The organism is Cellulomonas sp. HZM (assembly GCF_000708885.1).
GTDB lineage: Bacteria > Actinomycetota > Actinomycetes > Actinomycetales > Cellulomonadaceae > Cellulomonas.
This window is the reverse complement of the sequence record NZ_JEOE01000009.1, coordinates 1-20,155: the sequence shown is the minus strand read 5'-3', so window position 1 is coordinate 20,155 and position 20,155 is coordinate 1. Positions and strand designations below refer to the sequence as shown.

Sequence of the window (20,155 nt, the reverse complement as noted above, 5' to 3'; positions counted from 1 at the left end):
TCACCATGAGCGAGGGCCTCTCGGCTTCTGCTAGCGCGGGCGAGCGGTCGCCCGACGCCTGGCGAGCGCCTGGTTGACGGTGATCGGGATCGCGATGATCACGAGGAACGCGACGGCGGACACCAGAATTCGGGACTGATGCACGAATAGGAGACAGGGAACTCAGGCGGCGTCTGCGGCCTGAGTGGTCTCGATCGTCTCGTATTCGATGGGGGTGAGTCGACCCAGGCGGGCTTGCCTGGGGTCTGCTGCACAAGGAGCGGTACGCGCACGCCAAGCAGAAGGCACACCAAAGAAATTCATGCCACGCAACCCGAGCCTCCAGCAGCCACGACGTGCTAGACGTCGACCAAGAACCCACACCCCCATAGGCGGGCCCCGCGAGTACTGGTCTGTCGATCGGCCTTGCGTGGTGGCGAGAGACTATGCCTCCGTCACGCTTTCGGGGAGTAGCGGCCGAGCACCAATTCAGCGAAACGAGCCGATTCACCCGTTTGGGTGCAGGTGGCGCAGGGCGTCGGCGATGCCGCCCCGCCAGCACGCGTAGTCGTGCCCGCCGTCGAACTCCGTGTACGCCACGTCGCACCCCGCGTCCCGCAGCAGCCCCACGGCCGCGGGATGGCGCGGCTGCAGCACCCACTCCTGCCGCCCGACCTCGACCCACGCTCGCGTCCCCGCCAGGTCCGCCGACGGGAGCGCGGTGAGGATCTCGTCCTGCCACAGCGAGGCCGACTGGCTCACGACGGAGCCGATCCGATCAGGGTGCCGCACCAGCGCCCACAGCGCGGTCAGCGCCCCGAGGCTCTGCCCCACGACGGTCACGTCCGAACGGTCCGGCCCGACGGGCAGCACGGAGCGCGCCCAGTCGAGCAGGTCGGTCGCGAGGTGGTCGCGCAGGTCGGCGCGCTGGTCCAGCTCCGCCCACCGGTTCTCGCGGCCCCCCGAGTCGACGAGCACGGCGCACAGCGGTCGGATCGCACCGTCGTCGAGCAGCGCGTCGAGCGTGGCGGGCAGGTCCTGCGGACCGGTCCACACCTCGCCGTCGAGCGCGACGACGAGCGGCACCCGCTCGCCCGCGCGCAGACCCGGCGGCTCGTACAGCCACACGCGGCGGCCGCCCGGTTCGGTCGCCTCACGCACGGTCCCCCGCGCGGCCCCCGGCCGACGACGGAGCCAGGACTGCGCGGGCGCAGACGGCAGCGCCGCGACCGACTGCGCGACGCCCGCACGGTTGCGGCTGACTTCGGGGTTGAGCGGGTCGGCGCAGCCGTGGTCGAGCGCGGCGCGGATCGCGACCTGGTCGCTCGCGTCCCGCCACGGCTCACGCTCCCCGCTGCGATGCGGGAGGAACGCGTAGGACGCGCGCCACGACGGCCCCATCCGGTACGACAGGTGCCACACGTCGGTCCCCGGCACGCGCCGCATGAGGCTCGCCGCGAGGTCGCGCTCGTCGGTCAGCCGGTTGACGAACAGCAGGACCTGGTCCGCGTCGCCGTCGCGCCAGAGGAAGGTGACGACGAGCTCGTCGGTCCCGTCCAGCCTCTCGACGAGCGGCGTGCGCGCCACGCCCGCCCAGAACCCGGCGACCACCTCGTCGGCCTCACGCCGCGACGACACCGAGACCTGCCGTTCGAGCGCCGCCACACGCTCGCTCCGAGCGACCGGCGCCGGGTGCGGCCGCGGGATCTTGGGCGGCGTCGGCCGAGCGCCGGTCACCGATCGGCCCGACCTAGAGACCGACCGCGCGCCAGCGGGATCACCATCGGCGTCCCCGTCTCGGGGTCCGCGACGACACGGCACGGCAGGTCGAACACGTCCTCGACGAGCTCCGCGGTCACCACGTCGACCGGCGCACCCTGCGCGACCACGCGCCCGCCGCTCATCACCATGAGGTGCGTGGCGTACCGGAACGCGAGGTGCAGGTCGTGCAGCACCGCGACGACGGTCCGCCCGTCCCGCTGCAGGTCGCGTGCGAGGTCGAGCACCTCGATCTGGTGGGCGATGTCGAGGTAGGTCGTCGGCTCGTCGAGCAGCAGCACCGGCGTCTCCTGCGCGAGCGCCATCGCGATCCACACACGCTGGCGCTGGCCTCCGGACAGCTCGTCGACCGTGCGGCTCGCCAGGTCCGAGACGCCCGCGGCGGCCATCGCTGCGGTGACCGCGCGCTCGTCGGCCGACGACCACTGGCGCAGCAGACCCTGGTGCGGGTGTCGGCCGCGCGCGACGAGGTCGGCGACGAGGATGCCGTCCGGCGCGGTCGGGGACTGCGGGAGCAGGCCGAGGCGCCGCGCGACGACCTTCGGCGCGTAGCCCTCGATGGGGCGCCCGTCGAGCAGCACCTGCCCACCGCGCACGGGCAGCACACGTGCGAGCGCGCGCAGCAGCGTCGACTTGCCGCACGCGTTGGGGCCCACCACCACGGTGAGCTCCCCGTCGAGCACGTCGACGTCGACCTCGTCGAGCACGGGTGCCCCGGCGCCGTACCCGACGGTCAGCGCGCGCCCCGCGAGCATGGTCCCGCTCATGTGCGGCTCCTCCTCCACTCCAGCGCCAGGAGCGCGACGAGGTACGTGCCCCCGAGCGCGCCGGTGACGATCCCGACGGCGAGCTGCGTCGGGGCGAACAGCCGTTGCGCGGCGACGTCGCTCACGAGCACGAGCAGCGCGCCCAGCAGCGCGCCGCCGGTCAGCGCGACGCCCGCGTTACGCGTGAGCCGCCGGACCAGGTGCGGGGCCGCGAGCGCGACGAACGCGATAGGGCCGGTCACGGCGGTGGCGAGCGCGACGAGGGCCACGCCGACGAGCACCGCCACGAGCCGTGCGCCCTGCACGCGCGTCCCGAGCGAGCGCGCGAGGTCGTCCCCGAGCGGCAGCACCGAAAGCCCGCGGGACACCGCCGCCGCGACCGGCACGAGCATCGCCAGGGCCACCGCGAGCCACGCGAGCTGCGCCCAGGTCACCCCGTTGAGCGACCCGGCCTGCCACTGCGCGGCGCTCTGCGCGCGGTCCAGCGGAGCCTCCACGACGAGCAGCGCGTTGGCGGCGTGCAGCGTCGCCCCGACCCCGATCCCGACGAGCACCAGCCGGAACCCGGCGACCCCGTGCCGCCACGACAGCAGGTACACGACGAGCGCCGCGACGAGCCCGCCGACGACCGCGCCCAGCGAGGTCCCGGCCGGCGACGCCCCCACGAGGATGATCGCCACGAGCGCACCCGTCGCCGATCCCGTGGTGAAACCGATGACGTCGGGGCTGCCCAGCGGGTTGCCGGAGATCGTCTGGAAGATCGCGCCCGACACGCCGAGCGCGGCCCCGACGAGCACCGCCGCCGTCACGCGCGGCAGCCGCACGTCGGTCACGAACCACGCCGCGAGCGGGTCGTCGGCGTGCCCGCGCAGCGCCGCGACCACCTGCCCGACGGGGATGCCGTAGTCGCCGAGGGTCAGCGCCCACAGCGCGGCGGCGGCGAGCGCGACGACGAGCACGAGGTGCACGACCGCGGTCCGCCGCTCGAACCGCACGCTCAGCCCACCGACGCGCCAGACGACGTGCCGGGAGTGCCGCTCCGCGGGCCGGGCGGCAGCCTCCACCGTCTCCGGCGCACGGTCCACGACTGCCCTCACGGCGCCGCCACCGAACGGCGCCGGACCAGTGCGACGAAGAACGGCGCACCGACGAGCGCCGCGACGACACCCACGGGCACCTCCTGCGGTGCGACCACCACGCGCGCCAGGACGTCCGCCCCGAGCAGCCACGCCGGGCCGAGCAGCAGGCACAGCGCACCGACCCAGCGCTGGTCGGTGCCGACGAGCGCGCGGGCGACGAACGGCACGGCCAGCCCGACGAACGACACGGGCCCGATCGCCGCGGTCGCCGCCCCGCACAGCACCGTGATCGCGACGATCGTCAGCGCGCGCGTGCGCGCGACCCGCACGCCGAGCGCGGTCCCCGCCTCGTCGCCCAGCGACATCGCGTCGAGCGACGGGCCCAGCGCGAGCGCGAGCACCGCACCGACGCCGATGAAGGGCACCACCGATCCGAGCACGGGCCAGCCCCGGCCCTCGAGCGAGCCGACCACCCAGAACCGGAACTCGTTGAACGCCGTCTGGTCCGCGAGGACCACGGTCTGCGTCAGCGCCGTGAGCGCCGCGCCCACGGCGACGCCCGCGAGCGCGAGCCGCACCGGCGTCGCTCCGCGGCCCCCGATCGCGCCGAGCACCGTGACCGCGACCGCCGCGAGCGCCGCCCCGCCGAACGCGAACCACACGTACGAGCTCACGCCGTGCACCCCGAGCAGCGCGACCGCGAGCACCACCGCGAACCCCGCGCCCGCGTTCACGCCGAGGATCCCGGGGTCGGCGAGGGGGTTGCGAGTGAGCTGCTGCATGAGGCTGCCGGCCAGGCCGAGGGCGGCGCCGACGACGAGCGCGACGAGCGTGCGCGGCAGCCGCAGGTCGTGCAGCATCGCGGACTCGGCGCTGCCGTCGGGGTGCAGCAGCAGCGACCACGTGCGGCCCAGGGGCATGGCGTGCGAGCCGACGCTCAGCCCGACGAGCACGAGGACGACGAGCAGCACGGCGGCACCGACGAGCGCGGCCCATCGCGTGGCACGGCGTGCGGCGCGGGGACCCGCCGGTGCGCCGCTGGGCCGGGGCGCCGCGCGCTCGAGGAGAGGCGCGGTCACGCTCCGCCGGCCGGTGGCCGCGCGCCGCGGGACGCTCCTCGTGGCGCTCCTCGTGGGCGGCGCAGCGCGAGCCACGCGCCCAGCCCTCCGAGCACGACGACGCCGGCGAGCGCGCCGAGGCCGAGCACGGGCGTCTGCGACCCGGTCGACGGGTCGGTCGCCGCGAGGGCGGGCGCCGCCGTCCCCAGCGTCTGCTCGGCGGTGGGAGACATGGTGGGAGACGTGGTGGGTGCGGCTGTCGCCGGTGCCGTCGACGCCTCGATGCGCGGGCGGGCCGTGACGACCGCTCCCGGCTCGGCGGCGGCGGACTCGTCGCCCGCGTCCGCGCCCTGCTCCGACCCGGACGTCGCCGACTCCCCCCGCGACGCGGCGTCCGGCGCGCCGTCGCGCCCGCCCGTCGCGTCCTGCGAGCCCTTCGACGACCCCGTCGTCGTCTTCCCGCCCGAGGTCTTGCCACCCGTGCTGCCGCTCGTCGTGGCCGCGACGACCGTGAACTCGGGGCTCCGGTTGGTGTACCCCTTCACGCCCAGGTTGCCCTTCGCGTCGGTGAACTCCTCGCTCGCGAGGAACCGCAGCCAGTGCCTGCCCGCGCTGAGCTTCGCGGGCAGCGCGAACGACCCCGACACGGTCCCGCCTGCCGCGATCTTCTGCTGGTAGACGACTCCCGAGCCCTGGATCGTCTGGTCGCTGTAGCCCGCGCCGTCGTCGATCTTGACGTTGACGGTCTCGCCGGCCGGGAACCCGCGCAGCGTGAAGCGGATGGTGTCGCCCGCGGACAGCCGCGTGGGGGACACGGTCGACGACGTCCCTGGCGTGCTGGACCCGGCGCCCCCCGGCGGCAACGCGGCGGCCGGGCCGAGGCCGGACCCGACGAGCGCCGCGACGCCCGCGAGCGCGAGCACCACCCGCGCGGCGACCCGCGAACCGGACCCTGCGTGCCTGCCCGTGCTCATCGCGCACCCCTCTCCCCGGACCGACGCCTGCGGACCACGACGACGACCGCGCCGCCGACCACCAGGAGAGCGGCCGCGGCGACGAGGAGCGCCACGTCGGCCGAGCCGAGCAGCTCGTCGCCGGCCGCCTCGACCCGGGCGGCCGGAGCCTGCGCCGCGACAGGCGCCGGGGCCGGCTCCGGATCGACCGCCGCCGGGGCCGGCTCGGCGGGCGGCTCGCGCACCGTCGCGGGAGCCCACCCGATCGTCGAGCCGTCCGCGTCGAGGAGCAGCACCCGGTGCTCACCCGGCTCGAGCGCCCCGATGTCGACGCGCACGTGCCGGTCGGCGTCGACCTGGACCCAGCCGACGGGCGTCGGCTCGGAGAAGACGTACACGTACACCCAGTCACCCGGCGCGACCGCCGTGGGCACCGTGAGCGTCACCACCGTCCCGTCCGCCGATGCGGTCACCCCGCCGCGCGGCACAACGGTGAGCTCGGAGCCGTCCGCGACGGGCGCCGCGGGCGTCGTCGTCGGGCGCGCGGCCGGCGTCGGGCTCGTCGTCGCCGCCACCGGCTTCGCTCGCGGGGCCGCGGGCCGGTCCGCACGCACCCTCGCGGGCTCGTCGGACCCGGGGTCTGCCGCGGGCGGCGCCACGGCGGGCTCGTCGTCGCCGTCGTCCACCGCGGCCTGCGGCACGGACACGGCTGCCCACCCGATCAACGTGCCGTCCGGCCGCTGCGCCGCGAGCTTCCAGCTTCCGGTGGGCAGGTCCACGCCGTCGAGCGGAGCGCGGAACGACCCCGCCGAACCCGGGCGGAACCACGTGTCGCCCCACGGGTAGCGCACCGAGCCGTCCGGCAGGTACGCCGTGAGGAACGCCCAGTCCTCGTCGCCCCGGACCGTGACGCGGACCGCCGACGCGCCGAGCCTCGCGGCGAGGCCGTGCCGCGACGCCGACGTCAGGTCCTCGCGCGCCTCGACGAGGTCCGGCAGACCGTTGGGTCGGTAGGTGCCGACCGTGAAGGGGCCGGTCTCGAGCGTCCGGACCGGGTCACCCGGCTTGAGCGAGCCGGTGAGCAGGCGGAGCGTGTGCACGCCGTCGGGGAGCGCCGGGACGCTGCGACCGCCCGTCGGCAGCGTGATCGCCGCGTCGAACGAGCCGTCCTTGCTGCTCACCTCGACGACGGCCCAGATCGTCGCGTTGGACGTCACGAGCTCGTCGGGGCGGTGGGAGTACGCGCCGTCGTCGATCTTGACCGCGATCGTCGAGCCGCCCGCCGACGCCTTCGTCGCGCACCAGCCCGTCCCCACGAGGTGCAGCACACCGCCGCGCGCGAGCACCGGCCCGGTCGTCGAGTTCTTCGCCTGCCCGGTCGGGTACGCGACGTGCGCCTCCGCCGCACCAGCGGCCGTGCACGCGACGGTCGGCGCCGAGCCGTCGTCGTCACCCGGGTAGGCCTTGCCGTCGACCCGCAGCGACGCGGACTCGAGCGTGTGCGCGGTGTCGCCCGCGCGCGACCCGCTCTGCGCCCGCACCGTCAGCTTGTGCCCGGCAGCCGGCGCCCCGGCCGCGCCGACCTTCGCCGGGACGTTGGCCGCCGTCGGCACCGGGACCGTGACGGTGAAGTCGCCGTCGCGGTCCGCGGTCGCGAGCGCCCAGATCGTCGCGTCCTTGCCACCGTCGCCCGGCCGGCCGAGGACCGCGTCCCCCGCGGCGCCGGTGTGCACGAACTGGAAGTCCTCGCCCGACGGCGTGGCCCGGCTCGTGAGCTTGATCGCGACGACCGACCCCGCCGACCCGTCGCGCGTCAGCCACCCGTGGCCCACGAGCGTCAGGGTCGACGACGCCGCCGACGAGACGTCGCGCTGCGCGCACACCGTCGCGGTCTGGTCGCCGGTGGTCCCCGACGCGAGGACCTGGTCCGACGAGCACCCGTGCCCCGGGGCGACGACGTCGAACGTCGCGCTCTCGCTGCGCACCACGTCGTTCGGCAGCAGCGAGCCCGTGAGCAGCGTGATCGAGTGCTGCTCGCCCGCGGCCCAGCTCGCGTTCGTCGTCGCGCTCGTCGGGAAGGGGACGGTGAGCGTGAAGGCGCCCGACGAGTCCGCCTGGGCCGCCGCGACCACGGTCTTGTTGCCGATCGTCTGACCGGTCGCCGGGTTCTTCACGACGCCGGTGGTCGACACCGCGCCCTGGTCGAGCTTCACCGCGACGACCGAGCCCGCGGTGCCGTCGGCGCTGAGCCACCCCGTGCCGCGCACGACGAGGTCGTCGCCCTTGGTGACCTGGTCCGGGACGGTGAACGTCACGGCGGGGTCGCCGGCTCCCGTGCGCGTCGTGCCCTCGTCGCCCGCCGTCGCGGGGGCGGCCGGGCCCACGACGAGCGCGAGCGCGATCGCGCCGAGCACGGCGGGCAGAGCGGCCGCGAGCACGCGACGCAGAGGTGGGTGGCTCATCGCAGGTCCTTGCCGTAGGTGGTGGGGCTCAGCTGCCGAGCAGCGCTGCCCGCACGTCGTCGACGATGTCGTTCATGAGGATCGGGCCGCCCGTCGAGGTCCACGTGGACCCGTCGACGGGGATGACATGGCCCGCGCGGTATGCCGCGAGGCTGGTGAAGCCAGGGGTCTTCTCCGCGTCGAGCAGCGCGGATCGCGCCGCGTCGTCGTCGGCCGCGCCGCCCGCTGCCGGGTTGTCCACCGACGAGCCGCCGAGCGTGCCGAGGAACAGGTAGTCGGCGTCGATCCGCGCGAGGTTCTCGAGCGAGACCGGCTCCGCGTGCCCACGCCCCCGCACGTCCTGCCCTGCCGGCCGCTTCAGGCCCAGGTCGGTCAGCGCGACGCCGGGCGGGAGCTCGGTGAGGATGAGCGCCGCCGACGTGCCCTGCCACCGCACGATCGAGAACGTGTCGTCGTCGAAGCCGGCCGCGGCGAGCTCCGCGCCGACCTTCTTGGCGTGCGCGTCGTACTCGTCGAGCACGGTCTGCGCCTCGTCGGCCCGGCCCAGCGCGTCCGCGACCGTGCGGAAGTTGGTGCGCCAGTCGCCGCCCGCGTAGCCCGTGTAGACCGTCGGCGCGATGCGGCGCAGCATCTCGACGGACTCGGCGTCGTTGTTGATGCTCGTGCCGTCGACCAGGATGAGGTCCGGCTTCGCGCGCCCGATCGCCTCGTAGTTGGGCTGCGCCACACCGCCCAGCAGCGGGATGCCCTGAGCGCGGTCGGCGAGGTAGTGCGAGACGGTGCTCTGCCCCCGCCCGCTCACGACGCCGACGGGCTCGATGCCGAGCGCGAGAACCGCGTCGGTCGTCGGTTCGCTGAGGGTCACCACGCGCTGAGGCTCCGCCGGGACCGCGACCGGGGTGCCGTCGACGTTCTCGACCGTGCGCGTGCCCGTCGCGTTCTGGCCCGTCGCGCTCTGGCCCGCCCCGCTCGCGTCCGTCGAGCCGGGCGCACCGGCGCTCGTGCACGCGGCGAGGGCGGCGCAGCACGCGACGGCGACCACCGCGCGTGCCCATCGTCTGACGGTCACAGCAGGCTCCAGCTCCCGGGGATAGGTGAGCCTAAGCATAGTCAGACGAACATCAGACGAACTGTGACACCGGCCACGTCCGGGACAGGCGTCAGGCGGGAGGGGCGACGACCAGGTCCCGGCCCGCGTGAGCGAGCATCGCGCGGGCGGTGCCCGGCGCGTCGGCGGCCTCGAGCGCCGCGAGGATCGCGGCGTGGTCGTCGTGCCGCACGTCCGGCGACGCCGCGTCGACAACCGCACCCGTGGCGATCGCCGACCGCAGCGCGGCCATGATCCCGCCGTACAGCCCCGTCATGAGGCGATTCCCCGCGGCCTCGACGACGAGATGGTGGAAGTGCCCCGGCAGGCGCCCCCGCTCGACCGCGTCGCCCCGCCCGCCCGCCACGCGCGCGTCCGCCGCGAGCGCCGCGCGCATCGCCTCGAGCTGCGCGTCGGTGCGCCGGGTCGCGGCCTCGAACGCCGCATCTACCTCGAGCGCACGCCGGAAACCGAGGATGTCCTCCAGGTCGTACCCAGCGACGAAGTCGGCCAGGACGTTGCTCACCGGCAGCCGCGAGCGCACGTACGTGCCGCGGCTGACCATCGACTCGAGCATCCCCACGCTGGCCAGCGAGCGCACCGCCTCGCGCACCGTCCCGCGGCCCACGCCGATGAGCTCCATGAGTTCGGGCTCCGTGGGGATCCGCGAGTTCACCGGCCACTCGCCCGACGTGATCTTGGTGCGCAGGAACGCGAGCGCGACCTGCGCGCGTGACCCGCTGGGTCCCGTCACCATCGTCGAACCCCTGTCGTCGTCGCCAGCGGGTGGCAGTGCGGGTGGTCGGACCCTGCGGGTGGAGCGATGCAGGTAAAGCAACAGGCCGGACCCGCGCGGGGTCCGGCCTGTCGGGACGTCTTGCGACATCTCGTGGCGGTAGCGGTGGGATTTGAACCCACGGTGGACTTTCACCCACACACGCTTTCGAGGCGTGCTCCTTAGGCCGCTCGGACACGCTACCTCGCCGAGAAGGGTACCCGGTCGGAGCCGATGCTCCGAATCGCCTCCGGCGCACCCGTCCAGTCCTCGGCCGACGCGAGACGTACGGTGGCCGGGTGACCGCAGCGGACCCGTACGACGAGCTCGTCGCCGCGCTCGCGGGCCGCCGCCTCGCGGTGCTCACGGGCGCGGGCGTGTCCACCGACTCCGGCATCCCCGACTACCGCGGACCCGACTCGCCGCCTCGCACGCCGATGACGTACCAGCAGTTCGTCGGGGACGAGGCGTTCCGCCGGCACTACTGGGCGCGCAACCACGTGGGCTGGCGGCGGGTCGGCGCGACGAGACCCAACGAGGGGCACCGGGCGCTCGTACGGCTCGAGGCACGCGGCGTCGTCGTCGGGGTCATCACGCAGAACGTCGACCTGCTGCACGAGCAGGCGGGCTCCAGGAACGTGATCGACCTGCACGGGCGCTACGACCGCGTCGTGTGCCTGGGCTGCGGCCAGTTGATCGCCCGCGCCGAGCTCGCCGCGAGGCTCGACGACCTCAACCCCGGCTTCGACCAGGACGTCGCCGACGCCGAGACGGCCCCCGACGCCGACGCGGTGATCGAGGAGACGTCGCACTTCGTCGTCGCCGACTGCGAGGTGTGCGGCGGGATGCTCAAGCCGGAGATCGTCTACTTCGGCGAGACCGTGCCACGCGAGCGCGTCGACCGGGCGTACGCGATGGTCGACGCCGCCGACGCCCTGCTGGTCGCCGGGTCGTCGCTCACCGTGCAGTCGGGGCTGCGGTTCGTGCGGCACGCGGCGTCGACCGGCAAGCCCGTCGCGATCGTCAACCGCGGCGAGACGCGCGGGGACCGCTACGCGGCCGTGACCGTGCACGCGGGGACGTCGGAGACACTCGCGGCACTGGACGCACGGCTCTGACGCCCGGAGCTGCCACGCTCGGACCTGTCGCCCTCGACGCTGCCCGCCTCCGAGCTGCTGCGATCGACGCGGCCGCCCTCAGCGCTGCCGCTCGAAGAACTCCACGAGCAGCGCACCGCACTCGTCGGCCCGCACGCCGCCGACCACCTCGACGCGGTGGTTGAGCCGCCGGTCACGCACGACGTCCCACTGCGAGCCGCACGCCCCGGCCTTCGGGTCCCACGCGCCCAGCACGAGCCGCGGCACACGTGCCAGCACCGTCGCGCCGGCGCACATGAGGCACGGCTCGAGCGTCACGACGAGCGTGCAGTCGTCGAGCCGCCACCGGCCCAGCGCTGCGGCGGCCGCACGCAGCGCGACGACCTCCGCGTGGCCCGCCGGGTCGTGGTCCGCCTCGCGCACGTTGTGCCCGCGGCCCACGACCGCCCCGTCCGGCCCCAGCACCACCGCACCGACCGGCACGTCCCCGCTCGCGAGCGACGCACGCGCCTCGTCGAGTGCGACCCCCATCGCCGCGTCGTCGGCAGGCGAGGGCGGACGCAGGCTCATGCGGCCCATGATCCCGCACCGCCCGCCCGATGCACTCGGCCTCTTCGCCGACCGGCTCTCACGCACAACCAGCGGCTCTTGGGACACGAGTGCACGCGGACCGGCCCGATCGCGCCCCACCAGCCACACGCGTCACAAGTTCCGCTGGTCGTGATTCGACCGGAACGCGCGAGGCCGGCCGGCGTCCAGCAGGTGGGACGGCGGGCCGCGGCGGCGGGTAGGTTGTGCGCATGCGCCTGCACGTCGCGGACCACCCGCTGGTCGACCACAAGCTCACCGTCCTGCGGGACGAGAACACGCACTCCGCGACGTTCCGCCTGCTGGTCGACGAGCTCGTCACGCTCCTTGCCTACGAGGCGACGCGCGACGTCCACACCCGCGAGGTCGAGATCCGCACGCCGGTGACCGAGACGACCGGCCGCAAGATCGCGTCACCGCGCCCGCTCGTCGTGCCGATCCTGCGCGCGGGCCTCGGGATGCTCGAGGGCATGACGCGCCTGCTGCCCACGGCGGAGGTCGGCTTCCTCGGCATGCAGCGCGACGAGGAGACGCTCGAGGCGGTCACGTACGCGAACCGCCTGCCCGACGACCTCTCGGGCCGCCAGTGCTTCCTGCTCGACCCGATGCTCGCGACGGGCGGCACGCTCGTCGCCGCGATCGACTACCTCCTGCAGCGCGGCGCGCGTGACGTCACCGCGGTGTGCCTGCTCGCGGCCCCCGAGGGGCTCAAGGTCGTCGAGGAGTTCGTCGGGGACCGTGCGGACGTCTCGGTCGTGGTGGCCGCGGTCGACGAGCGGCTCAACGAGAAGGCGTACATCGTGCCGGGCCTGGGCGACGCGGGCGACCGTCTGTACGGCATCGTCTGACCGAGCCCGACGACGCGGCGCCCGCACGCGCGGCCGGTCCGGCGCGCGCCGCCGACGTGGCGTGCGCCACGCCCGATAGGTGAGACACGTCCGGCAATGCCCTGGTCAGCACCGGGGCACGCGTGTGAGCATCGACGCATGACCCACCACGCGTATCCCTGGACGGCGGCCACCGTCGTCGTGCGCGCGTCCTGGGTCCCCTGTCCGGCCTGACTCGCCACCTCGCGGCCATCGCGGAACACCCACCGCACGGCCGCACCGGCCGCCGCACGGCGACGGACCCAGCGCACGGCTTCACGCCGACCGGTCCCGCCGCACCCGTCAGGCCCGACCCCGTCGCCACCGAGCGGCCGCACACCACCGGAGCATCACATGGCCCTTCCCGCACCGTTGCCAGCACGGCTGCCCGCACCGCAGGCACACCCGTCGCAGACGCGCCCGCCGCAGGCGCGCGCCGGCTTCGTCCTCTACGTCGCGGCACCGCCGGACGCCTCTCCCGCCGACCTCGCGGACGTCGCCGAGTCGCTGCACGAGCTCGCGGTCGACGCGCTGCCCGGCGCGGAGACCGTCGTCGCGCTCTCGCTCGTCCCCGGGGGCTCGGACGAGGTCCGTCGGGTCGGTGAGCGCCTGACGGACCTGCGCCTCGTGGCGGCGAGCCCGACAACGAGCACGGCGGACAGCACGGCGGACATCAACGCGGCGGGCGCGACCCCGGACGGCACCCGAGGCTAGGACGGGTCGGCGGGCGGAAGCGTCCGGACGGTGATCACGCCGAGCAGGTACTGGTCCCCCGCGGTGGTCGGCGTGAGCGAGCTGACGTCGCACCCGAGCCGCACGTCGGCGAACTCCTTCGCGTCGACTCCCAGCGAGTTCGCGAGCCCCCACCCAGCGGCCGTCGAGTCGAACGCGTTGCTCGACGACCCGAGCGAGCCGTCGTACCGCCGCGGGACCAATGCGACGTCGGGCACCGAGCACAGCGGTCCGCCGAGCCTCAGCTGGTCCCCGGTCCCGGTCCGGTCGCCCTCCCAGGCCACGACCCCGATGCCGGCCGTCGTCCCGGCGGGCGCGGCGAACGTGAACACGGGCGGCGCCTGCGAGGTCCCGGCCCACACTCCACCGTCGTACACGCTCACCGTGCGAGCACCCGGCGCGGAGTACACGACGACGAGCGACCACCCGGCGTAGTACGTCGGGTCCTTGTCGTACCGCGTGGCGCTCACGGCGACGTCCGCGACGGACCACGCCCCGGACCCGCCGGCGGCGACCTGGTCGGTCACGTCCGCGAACGACTGGTAGTAGCTGCGTCCGGCGTTGTCGGTCCGCTGCGCGACGACCTCGCCGGTGACGTCCTGGTACGAGCCGCCCGGAGCCCGGAGCCGCGCGCTGGTCCGGTCGCCGCTGAGGCGGTCCGACGGCCCGGCGTCCGCCGACCAGTAGAGGCCGGCGAACTCGACCGCCGCACCCGAGGGCACGGTGAGCGTCGAGCTCGACGACACCGGGACCGCGGACCGCTCGCCGGGTGCGGGTGCGGCGTCGACGGGGACCATCGTCAGGGCGTTGTTGTCGGCGGTGCCCTTCTCCTGCGCGGTACGGCACGTGGTGTCCTTGGCGCCGCACCCGAGCAGCGGCGCACCCACCTGCGTGACGTCCGCGCCGGTGGTCGTGAAGCGTTCCGCCATCCCGGCGGAGGTCGCCGGGACGGCGGCCGTGACGGCGTCGGAGGTCGCGCCCGCGGCGCTCGCCGAGATCCTCACCGACGAGCGCTCGCTCCACAGCAGCTGCGCGCCCACCAGCAGGGGTCGCGCCGAGCCGGCGGTCACGTCGCCGAGCGCGCACTCGATCACGCGTGAGGCGGGCTCCGCCGTGCAGCCCGCGCTCTGCGAGCCCGTCGCGTCGGGTACCACGTTGCGCGGGAGCTCGACGCGCGCGACGACGTCCGCCGCGTCGGCCGCGTCGCCGACGTCGACCGCGAACGACAGCTGGACGCGGTCGTCGCCCTGCAGGATCACCGCGGTGGGGTCGAGCCGGACCGAGAGCTCCGGTGCCACGCCCTCGACGGGCACGGCGAGGTCATCGGTGCGGTCCGCGCCCGGCGCGGAGGCGCTCGCGACGAGGTCGCCGAGCGTGCCGGTCGCGCCCACGGCGGCGGTGAGCGGAAGGACGAGGTCGGCCGCCCGGCCCGCGGCGAGGAGGTCGCGCGTGCACGTGGCCGAGGCGTCCGCGACCGCGCACGCCCAGTCGTCGTCGCCGGGACCGTTCCCGGCCCACGCGACGCCCTTCGGGAGACGCACGGTGACGCGCGCGTCGGACGCGTCGAGGTCGCCGGTGTCGCGGACCTCGATCGTCGTCGTCGCCGTCCGGCCCGCTGCCACGCGCACGGCGTCGTCCCCGGACAGCGTCAGCCGCGCGGGGGTGTGCACCTGCACGGGCACCCAGGTGGTCGTCGCCGAGCCGCGCCCGCTGGGGGTCATCGTCATCCCGATCGACGCCCCGACGTCGGCGGGCTCCCCCGCGACGAGCGTGAGCGTGAGCGTGGACGCGGTCCTGGCGGCGAGCGCGGGAAGCGTGCACGTGACGGTCCCGCCGACGGCGGCGCGCGAGACCGCCCGCGCGACGTCGGTGGTGGGCGACAGGGTGGGCGCCGGCGCAGCGCTGCAGGTCCACGCGCCCGACGACCCCTGCCACTGGACGCCCGCGGGGAGCGCGACGTCCACCGCTGCTCCGTTCGCGGTGACGCCGCCCGCGTTGAGCACCTCGAACGGCACGTCGACGGGCCGACCGCTGAGCAGTCCGACCGCGTCCGGCGCGTCTCGCAGCGTGAGCCGCGCGGGGGCCGGTGCGACGTGCACCGGGATGGGCGGCGGGCGGTAGTCGGTCCCCGGCCCGGTGACGTGCAGCTCGACCGAGCCGTCGCTGCGGTCGTACGACTCGTCGACCGACACCTCCAGCACCAGGGTCGAGGTGGCACCCGGCGCGAGCGCGTCGAGCGTGCAGTGCGCGGCACCCGTCGATGCCCCGCCGGTGCACACCCACCCGGGGTCGCCCGCGCCGGCGAAGCGACCGGTGGTGCCGGGGCTCGTCACCGTGAGCACCTGGTCGAGCGTCACGCCGTCCGGGAGCGTGACGTCGGCCGCGAGGTCGCTCGCGGCGGTTCCGCCCGTGTTCTCGACGTCGATCCCGAGCCGCTGCGAGCCCGCGCCGGCGTCGAGCGCCAGGCCACCGTCCGGAGCGACCACCGACAGTGCGGCGGGGGACGCGGGCGGCGGCGTGGTGGGTGTCGGTGTCGGGGTCGCTGTCGGGGTCGCAGGAGGCGTCGTCGGGCCGTCGGTGGGATCGGAGGTGGGCTCAGAGGTGGGCCCGGAGGTGGGGTCGGGGTCGGGCGTCGGGTCGTCGCCGGGCCCGGACGTGCTCCCGGGGCTCGGGTCCGACGAGGGCGACGTCGGCGCGGAGCCGGGGTCGGACGACTGCGGGGCGCCAGGCGGCACGGCCCCGCCGGACGGGTCGGTCGAGGGCGCGGGCGACGACGACGGACCGGGCGTGGCGGGCAGCGGGCCGGTCGCGCTCGGCGTGGGGCTGTCGAACGCGGACGTGCCCGGGGGCTCCGGGTCCGGGCCCGCGACGCCGTCGTCCGGCCCGTGCAGCAGGCCGACGACGACGGCCGTCGCGACGCCGGCGAGCACGACCGTCCCCGCGACCACGGCGGCGACCCCCGCGGGGATCGCGGCCACGAACGCGGGGATCCCCGCGAGGAACGCACCGACGCCGGACGCGCCGCCCGCCGCCGCACCACCGCCCGCGGCCGCCCCGGCCGCTGCGCCACCCGCACCCGCACCGCCCGCAGCCTGGGCCGCGACGTGCGAGTGCCCGGCGGCGAGCGCCGCACCGCCCGCGGCGATGCCGCCGCCGACCGGGAGCAGGTACGCGAGCGCGCCGGTCCCCGCGAGGCCCAGCACGAGCGGCGCGACGACCGCACGCATGCCATGGTTGACGTCGCCGAGCTCGAGCACGAGCGCCCGGCAGTCGCCGCACCCGTCGAGGTGCTGCTCGACCTGGCCGGTCTCGCGCGAGCCGAGGCCGCCGCGCACGTACGAGCCGAGCTTGCCCACGACCGACCGGCAGCCGTCGTCGAGCGGGTCCTGCAGGTGCATCTGGAGGTACGCCTGCCGCAGCCCCTCGCGGGCGCGGTACGCGAGCGCGGCGACGCCGTTGGCGGTCAGGCCGAGGATCGGCGCGATCTGCGCGGGCGGCAGCCCCTCGACCTCGGTGTGCCACAGCACGGCCTGCCAGCGCTCGGGCAGCGAGTGGAACGCGCGCGCGACGACGCCTCGCTCGAAGCCCTCGAGCGCCGGGTCCTCGGCGGACCCGGCCCACGCGGTCCCGGCCTCGAGGGTCGCGACGTCGTCGGTGGGCTCGGCCCGTCTCCCCCGCGTGCGCTGCAGACCGGCCACACGGCGCACCACCGTGAACAGGTAGGCGCGGAACGCGGACTGGGGCCCGTTGCCGCGCCCGAGGGCCAGGAACACCGCGGCGAAGGAGTCGGCGACGACGTCCTCGGCGTCCTGCACGGAGTCCGTGTACCGCCGTGCGACGACGAGCGCCGCGCCCGCGTGCCGCGCGTACAGCGCCGCCGTCGCCGCGGGGTCGCCGGCACGCACGCCGAGGATGAGGTCGGCGTCGTCGCGGACGTCGTCCTCCGTCCCGGTGGCGGTCGTCACCCGGGCTCCTCTCGCAGATCCGCACGAAATCCCCGTTCACTGTGCCATACCGGACGAAGTGCATGAACCACTCGCCCTCCGGCCGGGCAGTGAGCCGACCGGGTGAAACCTCGCCGAGCGCCGTCACCGCGGCCGCGCTCGGCGCTCTCACAGGGCGTGACGACGTCAGCGCGCCCCGGCAGCGCCGCGCTCCCGCGGGAGCTCGCGGCACGCTGGCGCGCGCTCAGCACGGAGTCGGTGTGGTTGCGCGCGTCGGACTGGCACCATCCGGCGGTCGACGCGATGGCGAAAGCCGTCGTCGCAGGTCAGGACCTCGCCGCACCGGCCTGGGAGCTCGGGCGTGCGCGGGGTGACGTGGGTGTCGGCGTCGAGGAGGCGATCGACGACGTGGCCTGCCTGTTCCGGGCGGTCGGTGAGCATCCGCCCCTGCACGTGGTGCGCGCGCTGAGCGGTGGGTGGGCGGACGCGCAGGCGGGCACGTCTCTCGCCGGGGTGACCGACGCCGAGTCGGGGCTCCCGTCGGTCCGGTACCTCGCGGTGCGAGTGCGCGAGGCCGCGGTGCGCGAGCCCGGCTCGCGCCTCGTCGTCGTCGACGTCGCGGCCGGTCCGGTGCACCCGCTCGTGCGCGCGGCCCGTTCCGCAGCCGTCGGCACGGCGCTGCTCGCGACGTACGGCGACGGGCATCCCCTGGCGTCGCTCGGCGGTGGCGTGTTCGCGGCGCTCGTCGGCCCGGCCGGCGACGACGACGAGGGCCTCGCGCCCGGGGACCGCGTCGAGATCCTGCGACGCCAGATCGCGCGGCGGACCGCGCACGAGCCCGTGCACTCCGCGACCCGCTGCCCGGTGCGCGTATGGACGGTCGCCGTCCCGGACGGGCCCGACGAGGCGTCCACGCTGGTCGCGCGGCTCGCCCGGCCCTGAGCCACGGGCATCGTCGGACTCGGTCAAGAACTGGTCATCCCCACGGCGGGACAAACCCGGCCGGATGTGCTTACCGTCGTTCCATGACTCCCGCCGGACTTGCCCCTAGCGACCCGACCCCTGGGACGGATCCGGGCCTCGTCCCCGGGGTCACCCCAGGCTTGGAGCCGGGCGATGCCGCCGGCACGGAGGGCGCGGCGGACGACGTGCCCGGGGTCCCCGGCGCCGCCCTCCCCCACCCTCGCCGCACCACCGACCCGGCGTCGTACCTGCACGCCGAGGCCCCGGGCCCGCTCCTCGCGGAGGGCACGGCCGCGGACGTGTACGCCGTCGACGACGAGACCGTCCTGCGTCGGTACCGCACCTCGCGCGAGAGCTGCTCCGAGGTCGCCGTCGTCGGGCACGTCGTCGACCACGGCTTCCCCGCGCCGCGCGTGCTCGCGCACGGCGGTGCCGACATCGTCATGGAGCGCCTGCACGGGCCGACGCTGCTGCAGTCGCTCGCGGCGGGAGAGACGACGATCCCCGACGCGGGCCGCATCCTCGCGAGCCTGCACGAGCGGCTGCACGCCATCCCGGCCCCGCCGGGCGCGATCGACGACGGCTCCGCGGCCGCCGGACCGGTCGTCGTCCACCTCGACCTGCACCCGGGCAACGTGATCCTCACCGAGCGCTACGGCCCCGCGCTCGTCGACTGGAGCAACGCCGGCGCGGGCAGCGCCGCGGTGGACGTCGCGCTCACCGCGCTCATCCTTGCCGAGGTCGCGGTCGACGCCGGGGGCGTCTACTCGCAGGCGGCGCGCGCGCTGCTGGCGTCGTTCCTGACGGCCACGGCGGTACCCGTGCTCGACGCGCTCGACGAGGCGACGAGGTTCCGCACGGGCGACCCGGCGCTCGTCGTCGGTGAGCGCGAGCTGGTCCCGGCCGCCGCGCAGCTGGTCCGGGAGCTCGTCGCCGTCGCGGGCCGCGACTGACGCCGGCACCACCCGCCTACGCCGAAGGCCACCCCCGGCGAGTGGGGGGTGGCCTTCGAGTCGTCCGGCAGGGTGTCGGTCAGGCCGGTGCCGGTGGCGCCGGTCAGGCCGGCGAGAACGTGAGGCAGTCCGCGTGGTCGTGGCCCGCGCCGACCCGCACCGACGCCGCCGTGCACTCCAGCGAGGAGTTGTGCGTGCAGTCCTGCCGCTGGCAGGCACCCACGTGCGTGATGACCTTGTCCAGGCCGCCCTTGACGCTGAGCGGGATGAACGTCGCGCACGACGCGTCGCCGGCAGAGCCGCCGATCGTCACCGCTGCGGCGTGACAGCTGGAGTGGTCGTTGTACGAACAGCCCGCCACCGAGCACTCGGTCACCCGGGGCAGGTCCATCAGCGTGCTCATGTCGACCTCCGTGAACAGGGGGATCCAGCAGAGAGAACTGCGCTTCCTCGTCGACCGTAGACCCGTTCCGCCAGCCCTGCCTAGCAAGGCAGGGCTGGCTTACCTGCAGGTCAGAGGCGGTTTTGAGGGAAGGCTTGCCTCACTGGCCGGTGGTCTCGGACGTCGCCACCTGCGCCTTCACGCGCCGGCTGGTCGAGGCCGCGAGCAGCACGCCGCCGACAGCCGTCGTGCCGACGACCACCCACGCGAGCTCGGCGGCCGCCGTGCCGGTCGACGCGAGGACCTCGGTCTGCGCCTCGGCCTGGGCTTCCTCCGCCGAGCCTGTGGCGTCGAGCGTCTCGTCGGCCGCTACGCCACCGTCGGGCAGCACCGCGTGGTCCTCGACCTCTCCGGACTGGACGACCGGAGGGGTGGGCTCGGTCGGCAGCTCTGTCGGCGGGTCCGTCGGCTCCGTGGGCGGGTCGGTCGGCTCTGTCGGGGGATCGGTCGGGTCCGTCGGCGGGTCCGTCGGCTCGGTTGGCGGGTCCGTCGGGTCCGTCGGCGGGTCCGTCGGCTCGGTTGGCGGGTCCGTCGGGTCCGTCGGCGGGTCCGTCGGCTCCGTCGGCGGGTCCGTCGGCTCGGTTGGCGGGTCCGTCGGGTCCGTCGGCGGGTCCGTCGGCTCGTCGGCGGG

The 20,155-nt window shown here is 75.4% G+C and carries 17 protein-coding genes and 1 tRNA gene; 5 read left to right on the top strand and 13 right to left on the bottom strand.

Annotation, left to right across the window (positions count from 1 at the left end; all coding sequences use genetic code 11):
* Positions 1-486: 486 nt before the first annotated feature.
* The 9 genes from AW16_RS0106930 to AW16_RS0106890 all read right to left on the bottom strand — a co-directional run bounded on the left by AW16_RS0106930 (position 487) and on the right by AW16_RS0106890 (position 10,144).
* Positions 487-1,644, bottom strand: coding sequence for an alpha/beta fold hydrolase (locus AW16_RS0106930; RefSeq protein ID WP_197021580.1), 1,158 nt, complete (start codon positions 1,642-1,644; stop codon positions 487-489).
* 68 nt (positions 1,645-1,712) lie between these two features.
* A complete protein-coding gene (locus AW16_RS0106925) occupies positions 1,713-2,525 on the bottom strand; it encodes an ABC transporter ATP-binding protein (protein WP_029289234.1) in 813 nt (270 codons plus the stop codon).
* Positions 2,522-3,622 (bottom strand): iron chelate uptake ABC transporter family permease subunit, encoded by a 1,101-nt coding sequence (locus AW16_RS0106920; RefSeq protein ID WP_231495972.1) that lies wholly within the window; start codon positions 3,620-3,622, stop codon positions 2,522-2,524. The genes AW16_RS0106925 and AW16_RS0106920 overlap by 4 nt, the downstream gene beginning before the upstream one ends.
* On the bottom strand, positions 3,619-4,683 hold the full coding sequence (locus tag AW16_RS0106915; protein WP_034648333.1) for an iron ABC transporter permease: 1,065 nt from the start codon (positions 4,681-4,683) through the stop codon (positions 3,619-3,621). The genes AW16_RS0106920 and AW16_RS0106915 overlap by 4 nt, the downstream gene beginning before the upstream one ends.
* Positions 4,680-5,636 (bottom strand): hypothetical protein, encoded by a 957-nt coding sequence (locus AW16_RS0106910; protein WP_051681739.1) that lies wholly within the window; start codon positions 5,634-5,636, stop codon positions 4,680-4,682. The genes AW16_RS0106915 and AW16_RS0106910 overlap by 4 nt, the downstream gene beginning before the upstream one ends.
* Positions 5,633-8,077 carry a hypothetical protein gene (locus tag AW16_RS0106905; RefSeq protein WP_156044088.1) on the bottom strand — a complete coding sequence of 815 codons (2,445 nt, stop codon included), beginning with the start codon at positions 8,075-8,077 and terminating at the stop codon, positions 5,633-5,635. Before AW16_RS0106905 ends, AW16_RS0106910 begins: the two co-directional genes overlap by 4 nt.
* A gap of 28 nt (positions 8,078-8,105) precedes the next feature.
* Positions 8,106-9,146: an iron-siderophore ABC transporter substrate-binding protein gene (locus tag AW16_RS0106900; RefSeq protein ID WP_029289229.1), complete on the bottom strand. Its 1,041-nt coding sequence runs from the start codon at positions 9,144-9,146 to the stop codon at positions 8,106-8,108.
* A 91-nt stretch (positions 9,147-9,237) separates the two neighbouring features.
* Positions 9,238-9,921 carry a FadR/GntR family transcriptional regulator gene (locus tag AW16_RS0106895; protein ID WP_051681737.1) on the bottom strand — a complete coding sequence of 228 codons (684 nt, stop codon included), beginning with the start codon at positions 9,919-9,921 and terminating at the stop codon, positions 9,238-9,240.
* A gap of 133 nt (positions 9,922-10,054) precedes the next feature.
* A tRNA-Ser gene (locus tag AW16_RS0106890) sits at positions 10,055-10,144 on the bottom strand.
* Positions 10,145-10,238: 94 nt separating this feature from the next.
* Between AW16_RS0106890 and AW16_RS0106885 the strand changes: the two genes are divergently transcribed.
* The gene (locus AW16_RS0106885) at positions 10,239-11,057 is read left to right on the top strand and encodes an NAD-dependent protein deacetylase (protein ID WP_029289227.1); all 819 of its coding nucleotides are present in this window, start codon (positions 10,239-10,241) and stop codon (positions 11,055-11,057) included.
* Positions 11,058-11,135: 78 nt separating this feature from the next.
* Here the strand turns inward: AW16_RS0106885 and AW16_RS0106880 are convergent, their stop codons facing one another.
* Entirely contained in the window at positions 11,136-11,606 is a 471-nt protein-coding gene (locus tag AW16_RS0106880; RefSeq protein WP_051681754.1) for a nucleoside deaminase, read from the bottom strand.
* Between the two features lie 230 nt (positions 11,607-11,836).
* Between AW16_RS0106880 and upp the strand changes: the two genes are divergently transcribed.
* Entirely contained in the window at positions 11,837-12,472 is a 636-nt protein-coding gene (gene upp, locus AW16_RS0106875; protein WP_029289225.1) for a uracil phosphoribosyltransferase, read from the top strand.
* A gap of 372 nt (positions 12,473-12,844) precedes the next feature.
* Positions 12,845-13,204, top strand: coding sequence for a hypothetical protein (locus AW16_RS0106870; protein WP_029289224.1), 360 nt, complete (start codon positions 12,845-12,847; stop codon positions 13,202-13,204).
* Here the strand turns inward: AW16_RS0106870 and AW16_RS17610 are convergent.
* On the bottom strand, positions 13,201-17,187 hold the full coding sequence (locus tag AW16_RS17610) for a sigma-70 family RNA polymerase sigma factor (RefSeq protein WP_051681736.1): 3,987 nt from the start codon (positions 17,185-17,187) through the stop codon (positions 13,201-13,203). The two genes, AW16_RS0106870 and AW16_RS17610, sit on opposite strands and share 4 nt — an antisense overlap.
* Before the next feature lie 156 nt (positions 17,188-17,343).
* Here AW16_RS17610 and AW16_RS0106860 point away from each other — a divergent pair, with 156 nt between their 5' ends.
* Together AW16_RS0106860 and AW16_RS0106855 are read left to right on the top strand one after the other, a co-directional pair.
* Positions 17,344-18,108 (top strand): hypothetical protein, encoded by a 765-nt coding sequence (locus AW16_RS0106860; RefSeq protein WP_029289222.1) that lies wholly within the window; start codon positions 17,344-17,346, stop codon positions 18,106-18,108.
* Positions 18,109-18,314: 206 nt separating this feature from the next.
* Positions 18,315-19,082: a phosphotransferase gene (locus tag AW16_RS0106855; RefSeq protein WP_231495971.1), complete on the top strand. Its 768-nt coding sequence runs from the start codon at positions 18,315-18,317 to the stop codon at positions 19,080-19,082.
* Positions 19,083-19,185: 103 nt separating this feature from the next.
* Here the strand turns inward: AW16_RS0106855 and AW16_RS0106850 are convergent, their stop codons facing one another.
* Together AW16_RS0106850 and AW16_RS18740 are read right to left on the bottom strand one after the other, a co-directional pair.
* Positions 19,186-19,485, bottom strand: a complete 300-nt coding sequence (locus AW16_RS0106850; protein WP_029289220.1) for a DUF1540 domain-containing protein — start codon at positions 19,483-19,485, stop codon at positions 19,186-19,188.
* Between the two features lie 139 nt (positions 19,486-19,624).
* On the bottom strand, positions 19,625-20,155 hold a 531-nt coding region (locus AW16_RS18740; protein WP_231495970.1), incomplete at its 5' end, for a hypothetical protein.